This window comes from Pseudomonas mucidolens (assembly GCF_900106045.1).
In the GTDB taxonomy this organism is placed as follows: domain Bacteria; phylum Pseudomonadota; class Gammaproteobacteria; order Pseudomonadales; family Pseudomonadaceae; genus Aquipseudomonas; species Aquipseudomonas mucidolens.
In genome coordinates this window covers 5193896-5211690 of sequence record NZ_LT629802.1, presented here as the reverse complement: position 1 = coordinate 5211690, position 17795 = coordinate 5193896, and the positions used below count along the sequence as shown (strand labels likewise).

The 17795-nt window shown below is 59.8% G+C and carries 18 protein-coding genes; 5 read left to right on the top strand and 13 right to left on the bottom strand.

Annotated elements, in window-relative coordinates:
* Positions 1 to 36: 36 nt before the first annotated feature.
* From BLU75_RS23950 to BLU75_RS23935, 4 genes are all read right to left on the bottom strand, one after another.
* A complete protein-coding gene (locus tag BLU75_RS23950) occupies positions 37 to 1935 on the bottom strand; it encodes a cytochrome c/FTR1 family iron permease (RefSeq protein WP_090221575.1) in 1899 nt (632 codons plus the stop codon).
* 230 nt (positions 1936 to 2165) lie between these two features.
* The gene (locus tag BLU75_RS23945; protein ID WP_084381326.1) at positions 2166 to 2798 is read right to left on the bottom strand and encodes a LysE family transporter; all 633 of its coding nucleotides are present in this window, start codon (positions 2796 to 2798) and stop codon (positions 2166 to 2168) included.
* An 88-nt stretch (positions 2799 to 2886) separates the two neighbouring features.
* On the bottom strand, positions 2887 to 3459 hold the full coding sequence (locus BLU75_RS23940) for a mechanosensitive ion channel family protein (protein WP_084381325.1): 573 nt from the start codon (positions 3457 to 3459) through the stop codon (positions 2887 to 2889).
* Positions 3459 to 5369: an ATP-binding cassette domain-containing protein gene (locus BLU75_RS23935; RefSeq protein WP_090221574.1), complete on the bottom strand. Its 1911-nt coding sequence runs from the start codon at positions 5367 to 5369 to the stop codon at positions 3459 to 3461. Before BLU75_RS23935 ends, BLU75_RS23940 begins: the two co-directional genes overlap by 1 nt.
* A gap of 50 nt (positions 5370 to 5419) precedes the next feature.
* On the opposite strand from BLU75_RS23935, the gene BLU75_RS23930 reads away from it, so the two are divergent.
* Complete coding sequence (locus tag BLU75_RS23930; RefSeq protein WP_084381323.1) at positions 5420 to 5884, top strand: TIGR02444 family protein; 465 nt, start codon at positions 5420 to 5422, stop codon at positions 5882 to 5884.
* On the opposite strand, the gene BLU75_RS23925 is transcribed toward BLU75_RS23930, so the two are convergent.
* Positions 5881 to 6906, bottom strand: coding sequence for an AlgP family protein (locus BLU75_RS23925; RefSeq protein ID WP_090221573.1), 1026 nt, complete (start codon positions 6904 to 6906; stop codon positions 5881 to 5883). The genes BLU75_RS23930 and BLU75_RS23925 overlap by 4 nt on opposite strands.
* A 192-nt stretch (positions 6907 to 7098) precedes the next feature.
* Between BLU75_RS23925 and BLU75_RS23920 the strand changes: the two genes are divergently transcribed.
* Positions 7099 to 7764 (top strand): FKBP-type peptidyl-prolyl cis-trans isomerase, encoded by a 666-nt coding sequence (locus tag BLU75_RS23920; protein ID WP_084381321.1) that lies wholly within the window; start codon positions 7099 to 7101, stop codon positions 7762 to 7764.
* Between the two features lie 53 nt (positions 7765 to 7817).
* On the opposite strand, the gene rsd is transcribed toward BLU75_RS23920, so the two are convergent.
* The 7 genes from rsd to BLU75_RS23885 all read right to left on the bottom strand — a co-directional run bounded on the left by rsd (position 7818) and on the right by BLU75_RS23885 (position 14210).
* Positions 7818 to 8276 carry a sigma D regulator gene (gene rsd, locus BLU75_RS23915; RefSeq protein WP_084381320.1) on the bottom strand — a complete coding sequence of 153 codons (459 nt, stop codon included), beginning with the start codon at positions 8274 to 8276 and terminating at the stop codon, positions 7818 to 7820.
* A 206-nt stretch (positions 8277 to 8482) separates the two neighbouring features.
* Entirely contained in the window at positions 8483 to 9004 is a 522-nt protein-coding gene (locus tag BLU75_RS23910) for a disulfide bond formation protein B (RefSeq protein WP_084381319.1), read from the bottom strand.
* A 236-nt stretch (positions 9005 to 9240) separates the two neighbouring features.
* Positions 9241 to 10482 carry a heme biosynthesis protein HemY gene (locus BLU75_RS23905; protein ID WP_084381318.1) on the bottom strand — a complete coding sequence of 414 codons (1242 nt, stop codon included), beginning with the start codon at positions 10480 to 10482 and terminating at the stop codon, positions 9241 to 9243.
* A 5-nt stretch (positions 10483 to 10487) separates the two neighbouring features.
* The gene (locus BLU75_RS23900; protein ID WP_084381317.1) at positions 10488 to 11600 is read right to left on the bottom strand and encodes a uroporphyrinogen-III C-methyltransferase; all 1113 of its coding nucleotides are present in this window, start codon (positions 11598 to 11600) and stop codon (positions 10488 to 10490) included.
* Between the two features lie 19 nt (positions 11601 to 11619).
* Entirely contained in the window at positions 11620 to 12387 is a 768-nt protein-coding gene (locus BLU75_RS23895) for a uroporphyrinogen-III synthase (protein ID WP_084381316.1), read from the bottom strand.
* Positions 12384 to 13325, bottom strand: a complete 942-nt coding sequence (hemC, locus tag BLU75_RS23890) for a hydroxymethylbilane synthase (protein ID WP_084381315.1) — start codon at positions 13323 to 13325, stop codon at positions 12384 to 12386. Before hemC ends, BLU75_RS23895 begins: the two co-directional genes overlap by 4 nt.
* A gap of 138 nt (positions 13326 to 13463) precedes the next feature.
* Positions 13464 to 14210 (bottom strand): LytR/AlgR family response regulator transcription factor, encoded by a 747-nt coding sequence (locus BLU75_RS23885; protein WP_084381314.1) that lies wholly within the window; start codon positions 14208 to 14210, stop codon positions 13464 to 13466.
* A 549-nt stretch (positions 14211 to 14759) separates the two neighbouring features.
* Between BLU75_RS23885 and argH the strand changes: the two genes are divergently transcribed.
* Positions 14760 to 16154, top strand: coding sequence for an argininosuccinate lyase (argH, locus tag BLU75_RS23880; RefSeq protein WP_084381313.1), 1395 nt, complete (start codon positions 14760 to 14762; stop codon positions 16152 to 16154).
* A gap of 60 nt (positions 16155 to 16214) precedes the next feature.
* Here argH and BLU75_RS23875 read toward each other — a convergent pair whose 3' ends face one another.
* Positions 16215 to 16874, bottom strand: a complete 660-nt coding sequence (locus BLU75_RS23875) for a glutathione S-transferase family protein (protein WP_084381312.1) — start codon at positions 16872 to 16874, stop codon at positions 16215 to 16217.
* 125 nt (positions 16875 to 16999) lie between these two features.
* Here BLU75_RS23875 and BLU75_RS23870 point away from each other — a divergent pair, with 125 nt between their 5' ends.
* Both BLU75_RS23870 and BLU75_RS23865 read left to right on the top strand, forming a co-directional pair.
* A complete protein-coding gene (locus BLU75_RS23870; RefSeq protein WP_084381311.1) occupies positions 17000 to 17284 on the top strand; it encodes a hypothetical protein in 285 nt (94 codons plus the stop codon).
* Between the two features lie 182 nt (positions 17285 to 17466).
* A complete protein-coding gene (locus BLU75_RS23865; RefSeq protein ID WP_084381310.1) occupies positions 17467 to 17721 on the top strand; it encodes a TIGR02647 family protein in 255 nt (84 codons plus the stop codon).
* Positions 17722 to 17795: the final 74 nt, after the last annotated feature.

Sequence of the window (17795 nt, the reverse complement as noted above, 5' to 3'; positions counted from 1 at the left end):
TCACAGCCCGCTCTCACATCTTGATTGAAGGTGCGGTCAAGAAGCCGCTGTCCGGCGTTTATCGGCCATTCGACTGCGGCTGTACAACAGCACAATCGCGATGATCGCCACCGCCTGGGCGCTCAGCGAATAAGCGTCGGCGTGAATGCCCAGCCAATCGAAATCGAAGAACGCCACCGGCCGTGTGCCGAAGATGCCCGCTTCTTGCAACGCCTTGACACCATGTCCGGCGAACACCACCGACAAGGCACACAACAGCGCCGCGTTGATGCCGAAGAACAGCGCCAACGGCAGCTTCGCGGAGCCCTTCAGGATGATCCACGCCAGGCCCATCAGCAGCACCAACGCCGTGGCACCGCCGGCCAATACCGCATCATGCCCGGCAGGCCCGGCTTGCAGCCACAGGGTTTCGTAGAACAGGATCACCTCGAACAGCTCGCGGTACACTGAAAAGAACGCCAGCACTGCAAAGCCGAAACGCCCACCGCCGCCCACCAGGCTGCTTTTGATGTAATCCTGCCAGGCCGCCGCATGGCGTCGGTCATGCATCCACACACCGAGCCACAACACCATGACGCTGGCAAACAGCGCGGTGCAGCCTTCCAGCAGTTCACGCTGGGCGCCGCTGACATCAATCACATACGCCGCCAGCGCCCAGGTCGCCAAGCCGGCTACCAGCGCTAGGCCCCAACCCACGTTGACGCTGCGCACGGCCGATTGCTGGCCTGTGTTGCGCAGGAACGCGAGGATCGCCGCCAGCACCAGAATCGCTTCCAGGCCTTCGCGCAACAGAATCAGCAGGCCGGAGATATAGCTCAGCGTCCAGCTCAAGCCATCACCGCCCAGCAGGCCGGCTGACTCGGTAAGTTTGCCCTTGGCCACGTCCAGGCGCTGCTGGACCTGTTCGATTGGCAATCCATCCTGCAACGACTGCCGATAAGCCATCAGGGCTTTTTCGGTGTCCTTGCGCACGTTGGCGTCGACGTTGTCCAGGGAGCTTTCAACCAGTTCGAAACCTTCAAGATACGCCGCGACCGAGAGGTCATAGGCCTGCTCGTGCTCACCATTGCGGAATGCCGCCAGGCTTTTGTCCAAGGTGGTCGCGGTGTAGCCGAGCAACTGTGCTGGGCCCCGCTGGACCTGCGGCGGCTGTGCCCGCTGGGCACGGAAAACACGCGCGACGTCCGGGCCTTCGGCGGTCAGCACTTCCTCGGGCGTCTGGCGCGCCAGTTCAGCCAGGTTGAAGGATTTTTCGCTTTTTGCCGCCGCCGGATCGGCGGTGAAGCCTGCGATGTAGGTGGCCAGGTCCCAACGCTGACGGTCATCCAACTGATCGGCGAAGGATGGCATGTCGGTACCTTCCACGCCCAGGCCCAAGGTGTTGTAAATCCCGTAGAGGCTCAAGCGGTCCAACCGCGCGGCATCGCGCAGGTTGGCCGGTGGCGGCACCAGACCAACCCCGGCCGGCCCATCGCCGGCGCCAGTCGCGCCATGGCATACCGAACAATGCTGGGCATACAGCGGTGCCCCCCGCGCCGGATCCGGCGTAATGACCGGTGCTTGGCTGACTTCATAGGCCACCGCCAGCTTGGCGCCCAGTTGCCGCGCCTGACGCGCCACCACCGTACCGTCCTGGTGGGCGCTCACGGCAACCAGCAGTTCATCGACGCCTTTCACCAGTTCGCCGCGTTCGGGCGTGTCCGGCAATTCCGCCACCAGTCCCTGCAAAACCCCAAGGAACTCGACCTGTTCGAGGTATTCAGACTCGTCGACAACCTTGCCCGCCTCCACCGTCGGTGGATAGTCAGCGCCAATATAATCCAGCAAATGCAGGGCCTTGGGCGCACCTTCTGGAGTAGCCGCCAGCAGGTTGAAGCTGCACGACACCAACGCTGGCAACAGCAGCCAGGCGAGAAAACGGAAGGGGGCAGTCATGAATGGCTCTCAAATGGAAACAAGAAGTAACACATTGTCGAGTGTTAAGCGCTTTGACTCAAGGCGTTAGTGATGTGTTGGCGCAATAACCTGCCAAGGACGTACCGTCGGGCAGCCCTAATTAAAGAGGAATGCCGCGTATCAGGCACTCCTCGGCGGCGGGCTTGAGGGCTTGGCAGGCGTCAGTTGCTGTCGCCGGCAAGTCTGCTTGATTCACGATACAGGGTCGATCAGGCCGTTGCGCGATGCAAGCTGGCCAGGAAGGCCGCAGCGCCGACGAACAACCCGGCAAACGTGCGGTTCACGCGCTTCTGCTGTTTCGGTGTGCGCAACAGGCGCAAGACTTTCGACGCCAGTCCGGTGTAGCCCGCCATCACGATCATGTCGACACTGATCATCGTCGCCCCCAGGATCAGATATTGGCTCAACAACGGTGCCTGCGGGTTCACGAACTGTGGCAACACCGCCAGCATGAACACCAAGGCTTTGGGGTTGCTGGCGTTCACCAGAAAGCCACGGAACATCATTGCCAGAGGTTTGCCGATGGGGCGCACGGCGGTGTCATCGCTCAAGTCTGCCGGTAACGCACGCCATTGCCTGATGGCCAGATAGACCAGGTAAGCAACGCCGAACCATTTGATCACGTAGAACGCCGTGGAAGACGCCGCGAGAATCGCGCCCAGACCGCCAGCCACCACGGCAATCTGCATCGCCAGGCCCAACTGCAAGCCCAAGGCATTCCAGTAGCCGCGCAGAAAACCGTATTGCAGACCGCTGGACATCGAGGCGATGGCGCCCGCGCCAGGAGAGAGACTGATGATCCAACTGGCGGCAAAAAAGGCCAGCCATGTTTCGAGCGCCATTACACACCTCAATCGGGAGTTTGCTGTTGGGCCTTACGCTAACGCCGCGGACTGAAAGTTGGCTATAGATTTTTACCCGATGCGAACATCAACGGTCGCTCGGAAACACATGCGTGCCTGGCCAGCGGCGTACCGAACGCTGGAAAAACAAGCTATTGGGCACTTGCACCATGGCGCTGTCGGTGCCCGCCTCTTCAACTTCGATCAGCGTGGTGTACAGCAAGTTGATCGCCACCACACGGCCTTTGACGCCGGGCTTGTCAACGGTATCGACCAGTTCGACCAGATCCCCCAGGCGAAACGGCCCCACCGTGAAAATCAGAATTGCACAAAGCAGGTTGGACAGTACCGACCACATGGCAAAGAACGCCACCGCCGCAACGGCGACAAAACCCGACAGCGCGGTCCACAGCACCGTGGCCGAAACGCCCAGGCGCCCAAGCACAAAAATCAGTGCGCTGCCCATGATCAGCCAGCGCAGGCCACCGCGCAGCGGCATCAGCAACTGCGGCGGGAACGGATAGCGTTCGCCCAGGCGCGTCAGGCCTTTGGCGACAAAGCGCTGGGTCAGATAACCCGCCAACAGGATCAGTAGAATTTGCACACCGATCCAGAACGGCGCGACCCAGTGCGCTGGCAGCATCAATTGCAGAGTTTCCATCAGGATAACGCCTCCAGCTCCGCTTGCAGGCTTTCCAGCAGTTCGAGGGCTTCCATCCAGTTCTCCTCCAGTTGCGCTTCGCGAACTTTGAGCTTGGCCTGTTCGGCCAGCAAGTCGCGCAGTTCATCCTTGCGCGCCGCTTCGTACACCGCGCTGTCGCCAAGGCTGGTTTCAATCCTGGCCAAGCGTTCGTGAACCTTGCCCAACTCGGCTTCCAGCTTGTCGGCTTCGCGTTTGTGCGGCGCCAGTTGCTGACGCAAGGCCGCGGCGGCCTGGCGCTGGGCTTTTTTGTCGGTTTTGTCCGGGTTGACCGGCGTGTTGCTGACCGGCGCGTTACGCAAACGATAGTCCGTCAGCCAACGAGCGTAGTCGTCCAGGTCTCCGTCGAACTCCTCGACCTTGCCATCGGCCACCAGCAGGAAGTTATCGGTGGTGCTCTTGAGCAAATGCCTGTCGTGAGACACCACCAGCACCGCACCGCTGAACTCCTGCAAAGCCATGGTCAGCGCCAGGCGCATTTCCAGGTCCAGGTGGTTGGTGGGTTCGTCGAGCAGCAACAGGTTTGGCCGTTCCCAGGCAATCAGCGCCAGGGCCAGACGGGCTTTTTCGCCACCGGAGAAATTCAGTACGGGCTCATCAATGCGCGCGCCACGGAAGTCGAAACCACCGAGGAAATCGCGCAAAGTCTGCTCGCGTTCGGTGGGGGCTAGGCGCTGCAAATGCAACAACGGGCTGGCCTTGGCATCCAGAGAGTCAAGTTGGTGCTGAGCGAAGTAACCCACCACCAGGTTCTCGCCACGGGTCAGTCGCCCGGCCAGCGGTTGCAGCTCGCCGGACAGGTTCTTGATCAGCGTCGACTTGCCTGCGCCATTGGGGCCGAGCAGGCCGATCCGCGCACCGGGCGTGAGCTGCAGCTTGACCTTCTCCAGGATGGTTTTGTCGCCGTATCCAAGACGAGCGTCGGACAGGTCGAGCAACGGGCTGGAAATTTTCACCGATTCGCGAAACACGAAGTCGAAGGGTGAATCGACATGGGCCGCCGACAGCTCTTCCATGCGTTCCAGGGCCTTGATCCGGCTTTGGGCCTGGCGGGCCTTGGTGGCCTGGGCCTTGAACCGCGCGATATAGCTTTCCATATGCGCACGTTGCGCCTGCTGCTTCTCGAAAGCCTGCTGTTGCTGGGCCAAGCGTTCGGCGCGGGCGCGCTCGAACGCGGTGTAGCCGCCGCGATAGAGAGTAATTTTCTTCTGCTCGACGTGGGCGATGTTATCGACCACCGCGTCGAGGAAATCGCGGTCGTGAGAAATCAGCAGCAAGGTGCCGGGGTAGCTTTTCAGGAAGTCTTCCAGCCACAGGATCGCATCGAGGTCCAAGTGGTTGGTCGGTTCGTCGAGCAGCAGCAGGTCCGAGGGGCACATAAGCGCCTGGGCCAGGTTCAGACGCATGCGCCAGCCACCCGAGAAGTCGGCGACCGGACGATCCATCTGTTCGTTGGTGAACCCGAGACCGGCGAGCATTTTGCGCGCGCGGGCATCGGCAGTGTAACCGTCGGCGCTGTCCAGCTCCGCGTGCAGGCGCGCCTGCGCGGCGCCGTCCTGGGTCTTTTCAGCCTCGGCCAGCTCGCGCTGCACCTGACGCAAGCGCAGATCGCCATCGAGCACGTAGTCGATTGCGATGCGATCCAGGGTATCGATCTCCTGGCGCATATGGGCGATGCGCCAATCGGCCGGCAGCTGACAATCCCCCGAATCGGGCGTCAGCTCACCCAACAGCAAGGCGAGCAACGTGGATTTGCCGGCGCCGTTGGCACCGATCAGGCCGGCTTTGTGACCGGCGTGCAGGGTCAGCTCGGCGTCTTCGAGAAGACGTTGCGGGCCACGCTGTAATGTTAGGCTTTGAAGTCGGATCATAATGGCGGCGGAGTCTACCAGCTTCGTTGACCGCTGGCTTGGGTAGGAATATGTGCGCTGACCTGTGGAGCTTTGCCCTCTCGACTTACGCCCGCCCGGGCGTTGAAGACTCATGCCTGCGCTTGCAGGCGCAAGGGGCCGATGTGTGTCTGTTGCTCTGCGGGTTGTGGCTGGAACAGCGTGGCGTCGCCCCTGATGCCATGCGCTTGCAAGCCTTGAAGCAGATTGCACGGCCCTGGCAGGCACAGGTGATCGAACCCCTGCGTCGACTACGCAAACAATGGCGCGCCACGGCGCAACACGATGTTGAACTGGAGGTGTTGCGTGAACGGCTCAAAAGCCTGGAGTTGGACGCCGAACGGCAGTTGTTGTCACGCTTGCACGAACAGACGCTGACATGGCCGACAGGGGCAATGGCCGGGCATGAACCCTGGCTTGAAGAACTGGCGGCAGAAGCCGCCAACCTCGACCGCGACGCGCTGCATCAACTGCGCGCCGCGATCGCCAGCACTTAGGAAGCGCTGGTTGGGGTGGTGCTTGGTGTCGGCGCAGCAGGGTTGGCGGCCGGAGCGGCTGGCGCGGTGGACGCTGCCGGAGTCGCGGCAGGTGCTGGCGAGGTAGCCGGCTTCGCTGCGGTTGCCGCAGGTTTAACCGCTGGCTTGGCTGCAGGTTTTGCAGCAGCGGTTTTAGCCGCTGGCTTGGCCGCAGGTTTTGCAGCAGCTGGTTTAGTCGCTGGCTTGGTTGCAGGTTTTGCTGCAGCGGTTTTAATCGCTGGCTTGGCCGCAGGTTTTGCAACAGCTGGTTTGGCCGCTGGCTTGGCTGCAGGTTTTGCAGCAGCGGTTCTAGCCGCTGGCTTGGCTGCAGGTTTTGCAGCAGCGGTTCTAGCCGCTGGCTTGGCTGCAGGTTTTGCAGCAGCGGTTCTAGCCGCTGGCTTGGCCGCAGGTTTTGCAACAGCAGTTTTAGCCGCTGGCTTGGCCGCAGGTTTTGCAGCAGCGGTTCTAGCCGCTGGCTTGGCTGCAGGTTTTGCAGCAGCAGTTTTAGCCGCTGGCTTGGCCGCAGGTTTTGCAGCAGCGGTTCTAGCCGCTGGCTTGGCCGCGGTTTTTGCCGGGGCCTTGGCAGCTACGGCTTTAGCCGGAGTACGCGTATTCAGCGCCTTAGTCACCGCTTCTTTCACCCGTCCAACGCCCTGAGCCAGCTTCAAGCTCTCTTGAGCATCGCGTTTGAGCTGCAGAATGTAGGCGCGCGTTTCGGATTGGCGATCTTTGAGGGCGTCGAGCAAGTCCTCAAGTTCTTTCACCGCGCCCTTGGCTTTGGTTTGCGCCTTGGCTTTACCTGCGCTTGCGGCATCTTGCAGCTTGGTACGGGATTTATGCAGTTTTTCCTGAGCCTTGCCGCGCTGTTTTTCCAGCTTGGCGAGCAACTTCTCCGCATCAGCCAAGGCTTGGGAGCAAGCACTTTCCAAGTGTTCGAGCAGGCTGCCCGAGAGTTGTTGGAGCAAGTGCAATGGGGTATTTACAGGCTTCTGTTTGGCCGACATGGTTTACCTCCTGGCTGACGTGGGTGCGGCTCATACTAGCCCTCTGCTCTTACCGCCGCTAGGGCATGTTGACAGTATCGAATGCCTCGCGTTGCACTGCACAAAAATTCTTATCGATATAACGAAGAACCGCTCCGGTTTTTGCTCATGCACACTGGCATAATCCACCGCACTTTCGGCTGGAGAATACCCATGTCGCGTTACCTTTTTTTCATCTTGATGTTGTCCTTTTCAGCGACCGACGCAAGCGAGCAAACCTCTTCCAAAGACAGCCATGACCTGGCCTACAGCTTAGGTGCCAGTCTCGGTGAACGCCTGCGCCTGGAGGTTCCCGACCTGCAGATCCGCGCCTTGCTCGAAGGCCTTGAACACGCCTATCAAGGCAAACCACTCGCCCTGGATGACGCCCGCATCGAACAAATCCTCGCACAACATGAAGCCCAGGCCAGCATCGATGCTCAGGTACCGGAAAGTGAAAAGGCCCTCGCCGCCGAGCAGTTGTTTTTGTCCACGGAAAAAGCCAAAGCTGGCGTTCGCGAATTGACTGACGGCATCTTGCTGACCGAACTTGCCCCTGGCAGCGGGCAAAAACCACAGGCCAATGATCAGGTGCAAGTGAACTATGTTGGACGCTTGCCCGACGGGACGATTTTCGATCAGAGCACACAACCCCAATGGTTTCGCCTGGACAGCGTGATCAGCGGTTGGCGGAACGCGTTGCAACAGATGCCGACAGGTGCGAAATGGCGCCTGGTGATTCCATCGGCGCAAGCCTATGCGGCGGACGGGGCCGGCGAGTTGATTGCGCCTTATACGCCGCTGGTATTCGAGATTGAATTGCTCGATAGCCGTCACTGACCCAACGAAAAACGGTGCGCCATGCGCACCGTTTTTATCTCCACCGCTGAGGATCAAGCCTGGGTTGCAGGCTCTTCCTTGTGGGCGTTATGCAGCACTTCGATCAGGCAGTCTTCCAACTCGAAACGCTCATGGAGCAGCGCGCCCAATTCCTTGAACTTTTCTGCGACACAGTTTCCGGCATCACACAGGTCGGTGAACGCCAGCAGTTTCTCGGTGATGACATCGATACGTGGATAGAGGGTGTCGGCCAAGTCCAGACCACGCTGATCGTCAAAGGCCTCCGCCTCCTTGGTCAGTTGCTCGTAGACACCGAAATGCCCGGCAGACACGTAGTCCACCAACACTTCACAGAATTCTTGCAGCGGTTTGCGATTCTCAGCCAATGCCTCGGGCTTGGCGCCGAGTGCATCAAAGGCCCGAACCAGTTCGTGACGTGCCTTCAACCAGCTGTCGATCAGCTTGTGCACCCCACCCCAGCGTTCCTGAGCATTCTGACAACTTTCCAGCATGATGATCTCTTCCCTTATGGGCGGTGCCGTTGTATGCCCGCGCAACACTTCAAGGATAAAGCGGCAACCGGACAAAGCCGCATCGAACAAACTGTTTCAATAACCCGTGCGGGCCAGATTATGCCCGCATGACTATGGCTTCAAGGTACGCAGGACAGAAAGTTCATACAAGTGTTTAATCCCGTCCTACGGCCCAAGGTAACTAATCAGTACCTCGCCAAACGAAACCTCTGACGGAACAGCAAGCGCGAGACCTGTGTTGCTCCCAGCATCAGCATCGCCACGAAGAACAGCAGACTCCACTCAGGAATGCTCAAATCGAACAGCGTCCAGTTGATTTCCGCGCAGTCGACGGTGCCCTTGAAGGCCAGTTGCAAGGCTTGCCACGGCGACAGGTGTTCGATCATGTACTGCAGGCTGGGCCAGCAGTTGGGCAACTGATCAGGAGGGATGTTTTGCAACAAAACCTGACGCACCGCGGTTATGGCCCCCAACAGCGCGCACAGCATGCTGGCCGACCAATACAGATAGATGCCCGAACGCTTGGGGCCATGCAGCGCCGCCACCAGATTGATCAGCGTAAAGACAGCCAGCAGAGTGCGCTGAATCAAACAAAGGAAACAAGGGCGCAAAAGCGCCCCGTATTCCAGATAAAAGGATGCGCCCAAGGTCAGCGCACCGGCCATGAATGCCAGGAAGAACAAGGAGCGTGAGGGGACCAAAGACATTGTTTATCCGCAACGCAAGAGATAGGTAGTTACGGTAGAGGAAAGGCCTTACCCCTTTCAATACGCGTTGGAGCAGACAATTCCGCGAGAGTGTAGGGATATCCCGTCAGAGAGAGGGTAACTTTACGTAGTCCGATGTAAGAATCTACCCTGCCCCCCTTAAATCCTGCTGAGATGGAGGCTTTGAAGGGTTGGCTGTCAGAGACTTCCGAGCCAACCCCACAAGTCTTCCTACTTCAAACCCGCGCAGGTACTGGCAACGGTGAAGCCAGCAGACGGCTGTCCAACAGGCCAAGGCCTTCCTGGAATAATTGATTGCTGCGCTCGGTGTCACCTAACTGGGCAAGCAACCGCGCCAGCTCGGCACAGGCTTCAGGGTTACGCTGAACGTGCAAACTGTTCTCGAGGTAGTCCCGCGCTTTCCCCCATAAACTGTTTTGCAGGCACAGTCTGCCCAGCGTCAACAGCAGACTTGCATCACCTGGATGATCCTTGAGCCAGCCTTCGGCGAACTTCAACTGCCGCGCCGGATCACTGCCGCGCAGCAAGCCGTAGAGCCTGATCAGGTGGCTGTCATACCCGCGCTTGATCGCCCCGCGCAAGGCTTCTTCAGCCGTGGCATCGGCACCCAGCTGGCGTAGTTGCTCGGCGTAAGCCAATACCAACTGCGGCTCCTGGCGCTGGGCAGAGGTCAATTGCTGCCAAGCCCGCTCCAGCGATTGCAGACCGGCTTCACCTCGCTCCTCACGCTGGGCCGCCAGGCTCAGGTTCTCACCCCATGCCCGGCGTTCCAGATCCGCCAGCTCCGAGGGCGGCAACACTTTGTCTTTGCGCAACTCCGGCAGCAGCTTGATTACTGACGACCAGTCACCCCGTTGCTGATGCAACCGCTGCAACTGACGCAGCACCTGGACATTGTGCGGATGGCGCTCATGCATGGCGGTGAGGGTGATCAGGGCAGCCTCAGTGTCACCACGATCCACCTGCAACTGTGCATGACTCAAGGCCACCGCCAGCTCGGCCTGAGGCTGTCGCTCCAGGGCGCGCTCCAGCAAGCTGTCCGACTCTTCGTAGCGACCCAGCTCATTGGCCGCCCGTGCCGCACCCAGGTAGTACAGCAATGGCTGGCGCTCAGCTTCAGCGGCGCGATGCAAGTGACGCTCGGCACTGGCCCAGCGCCCTTCTGCCAGGTCCATCTGACCTTGCTCGATCGCCACCTGAACCCGCCGGGTGCGATTACGCCGCGACCAAGGATTGACCACCCCACCGGAGGTCGTCACCAGGCTCAGCAGCACGCGCAGCAGATAGATCGCCAGGCCGAGGACAAATAACGCCACCAAAGTCGACCACAATCCGGACTCGTAATGCAGCACATGGGGATAGGTAATCAGCACATAGCCGGTGTGTTTCGAAATGCCCACCGCCAGCGCCAGGGCAATTGCAATCGCCAGCACCAGGACCACATAGAAGCGTTTCATCGGCTTTACTCCTGAGTCGCCGGTTTGCCAGCAGAAGCCTTGGCTTCATCGGCAGACAGATGACGACGTTCGAGGTAGGCCTGCACCGCAGACAGGCTCGCCGCCAGATCCGGGGTGATCACCGAGACAGCCTTGGGCTCAAGTTCGGCAAGACGCGCCAGCATCGCCTGACTCTGCGGATTGTCCTGATTGAAGTTGTCTTGCAAGACGCTGCGGGCCTCGCTCAGGGAACGGCTATAGACCGCGGGCTCGCCATTGAGGGCTGCCCATTGCGCTTGCTCCAGCGCCAGGCTCAGGGCCAGGCGCACTTGATTCAAACCTTGGCCGGCAAGCAGTGGACGAATGTTGTCATCCGGATTGAAGTCAATGCGGAAATAGCGGGAAATCTGCTCCCACCACTGGGACCAACGATTGTCAGTATCGGTGCTCTGCCGCTCTTGCGGGGCATCCTGAAGCTGATATTCGGGAGAAACGGCTGCCAGTTGCACCACCTGGTCACGTAGCGCTGCCAGTTGCAGGAACAGTCCGGTACGGTCGGGCTGCTCAATACTGCGCAACGCCGCCAAGCTCTTGGCCAACTGTTCACGGGCCGCGAACGAACCTGGATCGCTTTGCTCGCGAAGGATTTCATCCGCCCCCTGGACCAGTGCCTGCGCGCTGTTGATATCTTGCAACGCCGATAAGCGCAGGCTGGCGAGGCGCAGCAGGTGCTCGGCCTCGGCCAGACGCCAGTCCTGACGGCTGGCGCCCAGAACGGTTTCCAGACGTTGGTTCAAGCGCTGTTGATCACCCTGCAGTTGCGCAACCAACCGACGGCGCTCTTCCAACTCATCAGCACCGGGCAACTGGGCCAGGCGCGCGGTCAACTGCTGTTGAGCCTGCTTGATGCCCTGGGCCTGCTGATCCAGGTTCTGTACCTGTCCCAACTGCTGCTGGCTGCTCGCTTGCAGGGCGCGGACCTGCCAGATCCCCCAACCACCTGCCGCAAGGCCGGCGGCACCCAGCAACAAGGCGAAAATCGCCAAACCGTTGCCACGGCGAGGCGCTATGACAGGTGTTTCAACAGGCGCATCAAGCGCGGGTTGAGCTTCATCTTTAGGCAAGGCTGTTTCGCTCACATGTCCATCCTTTGCGTTATTAGAGAGTGGGAACGGGCTGGCTCCGTAACGCCACTAGCAAAGCCGCAGCGCTGGCGCCCCGACAATCCACAACTTTTTCCGCGCCCGCATTGCGTGCCATCTCGGCAACACGCGGACTGGGCACGAACAACTGTAACCGTGCCACGCTTGGCCAATCGACACCAGCCAGGGTTTGCAGATGTAAAAAACCCTGCCCACTGCTGACCACCAGGCCGTTCAAGCGTTCCACATCGATGCGCCGTGTCAGCGTGCCTGCGTCATAGGCCGGGAGAAAACGGCGATACAACTCCAGATAATCGACACTAGCACCTTGGTCACGTAAGCGCTCAGCCAGCAGCCCGCGCCCGCCCTCGCCACGCACAATCAGCACACGCGGATCGGCGACGGCGATAGCCTCGCGCAACCGCGGTGAATCAAGCAAGGCTTCACTGTCATCGCCGTGCTCGGGATAGCTCACGTCCAGGCGATGCGCGGCCAGCACCTGCGCCGTCGCCGCACCGACACTGAACCACGGCACAGCCGGCGGTTGCGGGCAGCATTGTTCCAGTAGACTCAGGGCCAGGCGAGCAGCCGGCTTGCTGACGACGATCACCGCGCAATAACGCTCCAGGCGACGAAAAATCGCCTCATGATCGGCGGTGGCAGGCAAGGGTTCGGTTTCCAGCAAGGGCAGGCTGCTGCTGAAGATGCCATTATCGGACAACGTCGCCGCCAGGGCCGCCGACTCTTCGGCAGGCCGCGTCAGCAGCAAGCGCCAACCAGTCACTGCGGGCCGGCCTCGCCATAGACTTTTTGCAGAATGACGCCGGCGCCTTTTTCGAGCAGTTCTTCGGCCACCTGAATACCCAATGCCGTGGCTTCAGACTGCGGCCCACGCACCTCTGCGGTGAGCAAGGTGCCACCTTCGGGGTCACCCACCAGGCCTCGCAGCCACAGGTTTTCACCCTCCAGCACTGCGTAGCAGGCGATTGGCACCTGACAGCCACCGTTGAGGTGCTTGTTCAGCGCACGCTCGGCGGTGACCCGCACTTCGGTGTCGTGGTGATCCAGGGGTTTAAGCAATGCATGAATTTCGCGGTCGAGCGTGCGGCATTCAATACCTACCGCGCCCTGGCCACCGGCAGGCAAACTGTCTTCGACGCTGATGGTCGAGGTAATACGGTCTTCGAAGCCCAGACGGATCAGCCCCGCCGCCGCCAGGATAATTGCGTCATATTCGCCAGCGTCCAGCTTGGCCAGGCGCGTATTGACGTTGCCCCGCAGGAAGCGGATCTGCAGGTCCGGGCGGCGGGTCAGCAATTGGGCCTGGCGACGCAGGCTGGAGGTGCCGACGATACTGCCCAGGGGCAGATCATCAAGAGATGCATAGGTATTGGAGACAAAGGCATCACGAGGATCTTCACGCTCGCAGATGCAAAACAGCCCGAGGCCATCGGGGAAATCCATCGGCACGTCTTTCATCGAGTGCACGGCGATATCGGCTGCATTTTCCAGCAGCGCGGTTTCCAGCTCCTTGACGAACAACCCCTTGCCGCCGATTTTCGACAGCGGCGAGTCGAGCAGCTTGTCGCCGCGACTGACCATGGGCACCAGGGACACCTTGAGCCCTGGATGGGCCTGTTCAAGACGTGCTTTGACGTATTCGGCCTGCCACAAGGCCAGGGCACTTTTACGGGTGGCGATGCGGATTTCGCGAGAGGACATGGATCAATCCGTACTGAATAGATACGGCAGATAATAACAGCTCAGACAGATTCGCCTTGATTTGAATCAGCAAGTGCGGAGCCTCCCTGGCCTCGCCGTACCGGAGTTCGAGTGAAAGGTGGCGCAGCAACCTTCAGGTCATAGCTGCTGCATCATCTTGCGCACACCTGCGACATGTCGCCGGCTGACAATCAGCGCATCACCATTCAGCCCTTTGAGGAACAGTTGAAAGTGTCCCAGGGGCGTGCGCTGCAGGCGTTCGATACGTTCGCGAGCCACCAATGCATTGCGGTGGATGCGCACGAAGCGTTCGCCAAACTCGTCTTCCAAAGCCTTGAGCGGTTCGTCGAGCAGTACTTCGCCAGCCTCGTGACGCAAGGTCACGTACTTGTGATCGGCGATAAAATAGATCACCTGGCTCACCGGAATCAGCTCGATGCCCTTGCGGGTCCGGGCACTGATATGGCTGCGCGGACCGTTGCCGCTTTGGGCCGCGGGTTGCGTCAGCGCTGCAAGCTGGACACGATTGGGGCGTTCAGCGCCTTTCAGAGCCTTGAGCACCGTATCGGCGCTCACCGGCTTGACCAGAAAGCTGGCGCCACTGGCTTGCAGCGCCTCCAGGGAAAACTCATCCTGGGTGGCGCACAGCACCAACGCAGGCGCAGATTCGCGCTCGCTCAAGCGAGCGGCCACTTGCAGGCCATCCAGGCCAGGCATCCGGATATCGAGTAACACGATGTCCGGCTTAAGGCTTTCGATCAAGGCCAATGCCTCGTCGCCATTGGCGGCGCTCGGCTCAAGGACACTGTATCCCTCGAGTTCGCTGACCATACGGTTCAGTCGTTCGCGGGCTTGGGGTTCGTCATCAACGATCAGGACATTCATATTGCGCTGGATTCCTGCGTGAGTCTCGCACAAGGATAGCGTAGACAGGTGCGGTGACTTCCGTCACGGCGATCCACGCTAAGACTAGCGTGAGCGGTAAAAAGTGCCCCAAGAGCGGCAGCAATATTTATCCGTACCTGTCCAATAGCGCCCAAAACCCGATGCTGCGACGCATCGTCATAGGGTTTGTTGATACACAATACGAACACCCCCCTTTCTAATGATTTGCCTGGAGTTCGACCTCATCACCTGACATTGGTGCGTTGAACCTTCTGTCAGTCCAACTGTAGACGCTCATGAAGACGATATTGCTCAATCGTCAAATATCGTCTCAATAAACACCGAGGCGATACTTCACACAGCCACCGCGTCAATTTTCTGCTACGGGCGCTCTCCAGTCTCGTCCCGGACGCGCTCGACGGCAAGGCACTTTGCCAGCCTGCAAGCAAATAAAAATGCCAGCACGCTGTATCAACGCCTCCTGGGGCAACCCTGTTATTATCGGCGACACACTTTCACGTCCTCTTTCAGCAGATCACGAGCGAATCCATGAGCACCGACAAGACCAACCAGTCCTGGGGCGGCCGCTTCAGTGAACCCGTCGACGCCTTCGTCGCGCGCTTCACCGCCTCCGTCAACTTCGACCAGCGCCTCTATCGTCACGACATCATGGGCTCCATCGCCCACGCCACCATGCTGGCCAAGGTCGGCGTGCTGACCGACGCCGAGCGCGACAGCATCATCGACGGCCTGACCACCATCCGTGGCGAAATCGAGGCCGGCACCTTTGACTGGCGCGTCGATCTTGAAGACGTGCACATGAATATCGAGGCGCGTCTGACGGATCGCATCGGCGTGACCGGCAAGAAACTGCACACCGGCCGCAGCCGCAACGACCAGGTCGCCACCGATATCCGCCTGTGGCTACGCGACGAAATCGACCTGATCCTGGCTGAAATCACCCGCCTGCAACAAGGTTTGCTGGAGCAGGCCGAGCGTGAATCGGACACCATCATGCCCGGCTTCACCCATTTGCAGACCGCGCAACCTGTAACCTTCGGACACCATCTGCTGGCCTGGTTCGAAATGCTCAGCCGCGACTACGAGCGTCTGGTGGACTGTCGCAAGCGCGCCAACCGCATGCCCCTGGGCAGCGCCGCGCTGGCCGGTACCACCTACCCGATCGACCGTGAATACACCGCGCAACTGCTGGGTTTCGACGCGGTGGGCGGCAACTCCCTGGATGGTGTTTCGGACCGCGACTTCGCCATCGAGTTCTGCGCTGCGGCCAGCATTGCGATGATGCACCTTTCGCGCTTCTCCGAGGAGCTGGTGCTCTGGACCAGCGCTCAGTTCCAATTCATCGACCTGCCTGACCGCTTCTGCACCGGCAGCTCGATCATGCCGCAAAAGAAAAACCCTGACGTTCCCGAGCTGGTACGCGGCAAGAGCGGCCGAGTGTTTGGCGCATTGATGGGCCTGCTGACCCTGATGAAGGGCCAGCCCCTGGCCTACAACAAAGACAATCAGGAAGACAAGGAACCGCTGTTTGACGCCGCCGATACCCTGCGCGACTCACTGCGCGCCTTTGCCGACATGATCCCGGCGATCAAACCCAAGCACGCGATCATGCGTGAAGCGGCCCTGCGCGGCTTCTCCACCGCGACGGACCTGGCCGACTACCTGGTACGCCGCGGCCTGCCGTTCCGTGATTGCCACGAAATCGTTGGCCACGCCGTGAAATACGGTGTGGACACCGGCAAGGACCTGGCGGAAATGAGCCTGGAAGAACTGCGTCAGTTCAGTGACCAGATCGAGCAGGATGTGTTTTCGGTGCTGACCCTGGAAGGCTCGGTGAATGCCCGCAATCATATCGGCGGGACCGCTCCGGCGCAGGTCAAGGCAGCTGTCGTTCGCGGCCAAGCGTTGCTCGCCAGCCGCTGACAACTCGATCAAATGTGGGAGCAAGCCCGCTCCCACATTTTGTGTCCGAGGCGTCCGGGATTATTTCTTCGCCGCGATCATCGCCATGAAAGCTGGCATCGCCGCGTCCTTATCCGCCGCCACTCGCTGAGCGCTGGGCATTTTCTGCAATGTGTCGAGCAGGGTCTTGGCCTTCGGCAATTCTGCCAGCAGATCCAGGCCAAACAGCTTGCCACCGACCGCACAGGCCAAATCCACGCTGTACATGAAATACAGATCAGCAAGCGTAAAACTCTCCCCCGCCACATACGGCGCAAACCGCCCATGCCGCCCCAGCGAAGCGATTCCCAGCAATAACTCGGCCTTGGCCTTGTCCTTGATGGCCTCCGGCACCGTCATTCCAAAGAACGCCTCGCCATAGCAGGCCCTGGCTGGCAGCTCGATGTACAACTCGATTTCCCTGCATAACGCCAATACCTGGGCGCGCTGGAACGGATCGGCAGGCAGCAGCGAAGGTCCTGACTGCGTCTGCTCGATATATTCGAGGATGACGCTGGTTTCGTTGATAAATCCTTGTCCGACGCCCAACACCGGTACCTTGCCCCGCGGGCTCACTGCCAGGGCTTGGGGGGTTTGCCCGGCAAAAAAAGGCACTTCTTCAAAGGGTACGCTTTTTTCAAGCAGCGCCAGCTTGACCATGTTGTAGTAGTTGCTGACCGAAAATCCGTAGAGTTTGAGCATTACAAATGCCTCCAGGCCGTGCGGGGGTTGGCGGGTTGGTTATAGAACGTAAAACGCCGCCTGACCAGCAGCATCGTCGAGTTGAATGGGGGTAAACTGGCGCCCTATCCTGACAGGAGCCTGCCATGAGCGAGCCCACCGATATTGACAATGACGAAGAAGAATTCACCGAATCGACGTTGATTCAAGCGATCGAAAACCAGATCGAAAGCGATATTCCGCCTGCCGCCAAAGCCACCTTCAACAAGCTGAGCCTGGTGGGCTACGAGCGCGAAGACATCCTCAATTTGATGGCGCATGTACTTGCCTTTGAAATCGACGCGATGCTGGCTGAAGATCGCGCGTTCGATACCCAATGGTATGAAACCGCGTTGCGCGCGCTGCCGGAATTGCCGCCGCAGAAGCAATAAGCGCTGTGTAGCAACCAACTTGCCCGCGAAAACCCCTGCACGCCGCACGACTCCAATTGCCCCGCGTCAATGTTAATGCTCTTCGCGAGCAAGCCCGCGCTCACACACTGGACAGTTCGCTCAAGTGCGTTCACCTTATGGGCTGCAAGCGTCTAACAATTCCTAGAACGTCCGGAGTCCTTATGTCGTATACCCCTGAGTTGGTTGCCGAACTGGAAATCCTTGCACTTTTCAACCTGGGCAACTCCCAGGAAGGTTTGAAAGTCCATCAGACCGCTGCACCTTCTGCGATTGCCGCCGCCAAGCGCCTGTTCGATAAAGAATTGATCGACCAACCAGACGGTGGCTACCTGACCAGCCTGGGTCGGGATGCCGCGGAACAGGCCCAGACATTGCTGACGATCCTGACCACCGCCAACACCAAAGAAACCGCCTGATACCGTCTATCGCCCACGGGATCCTCTTTCACGGATTCCGCGGGCATACCTGCGCCTTCGGTAAAATTCTGACT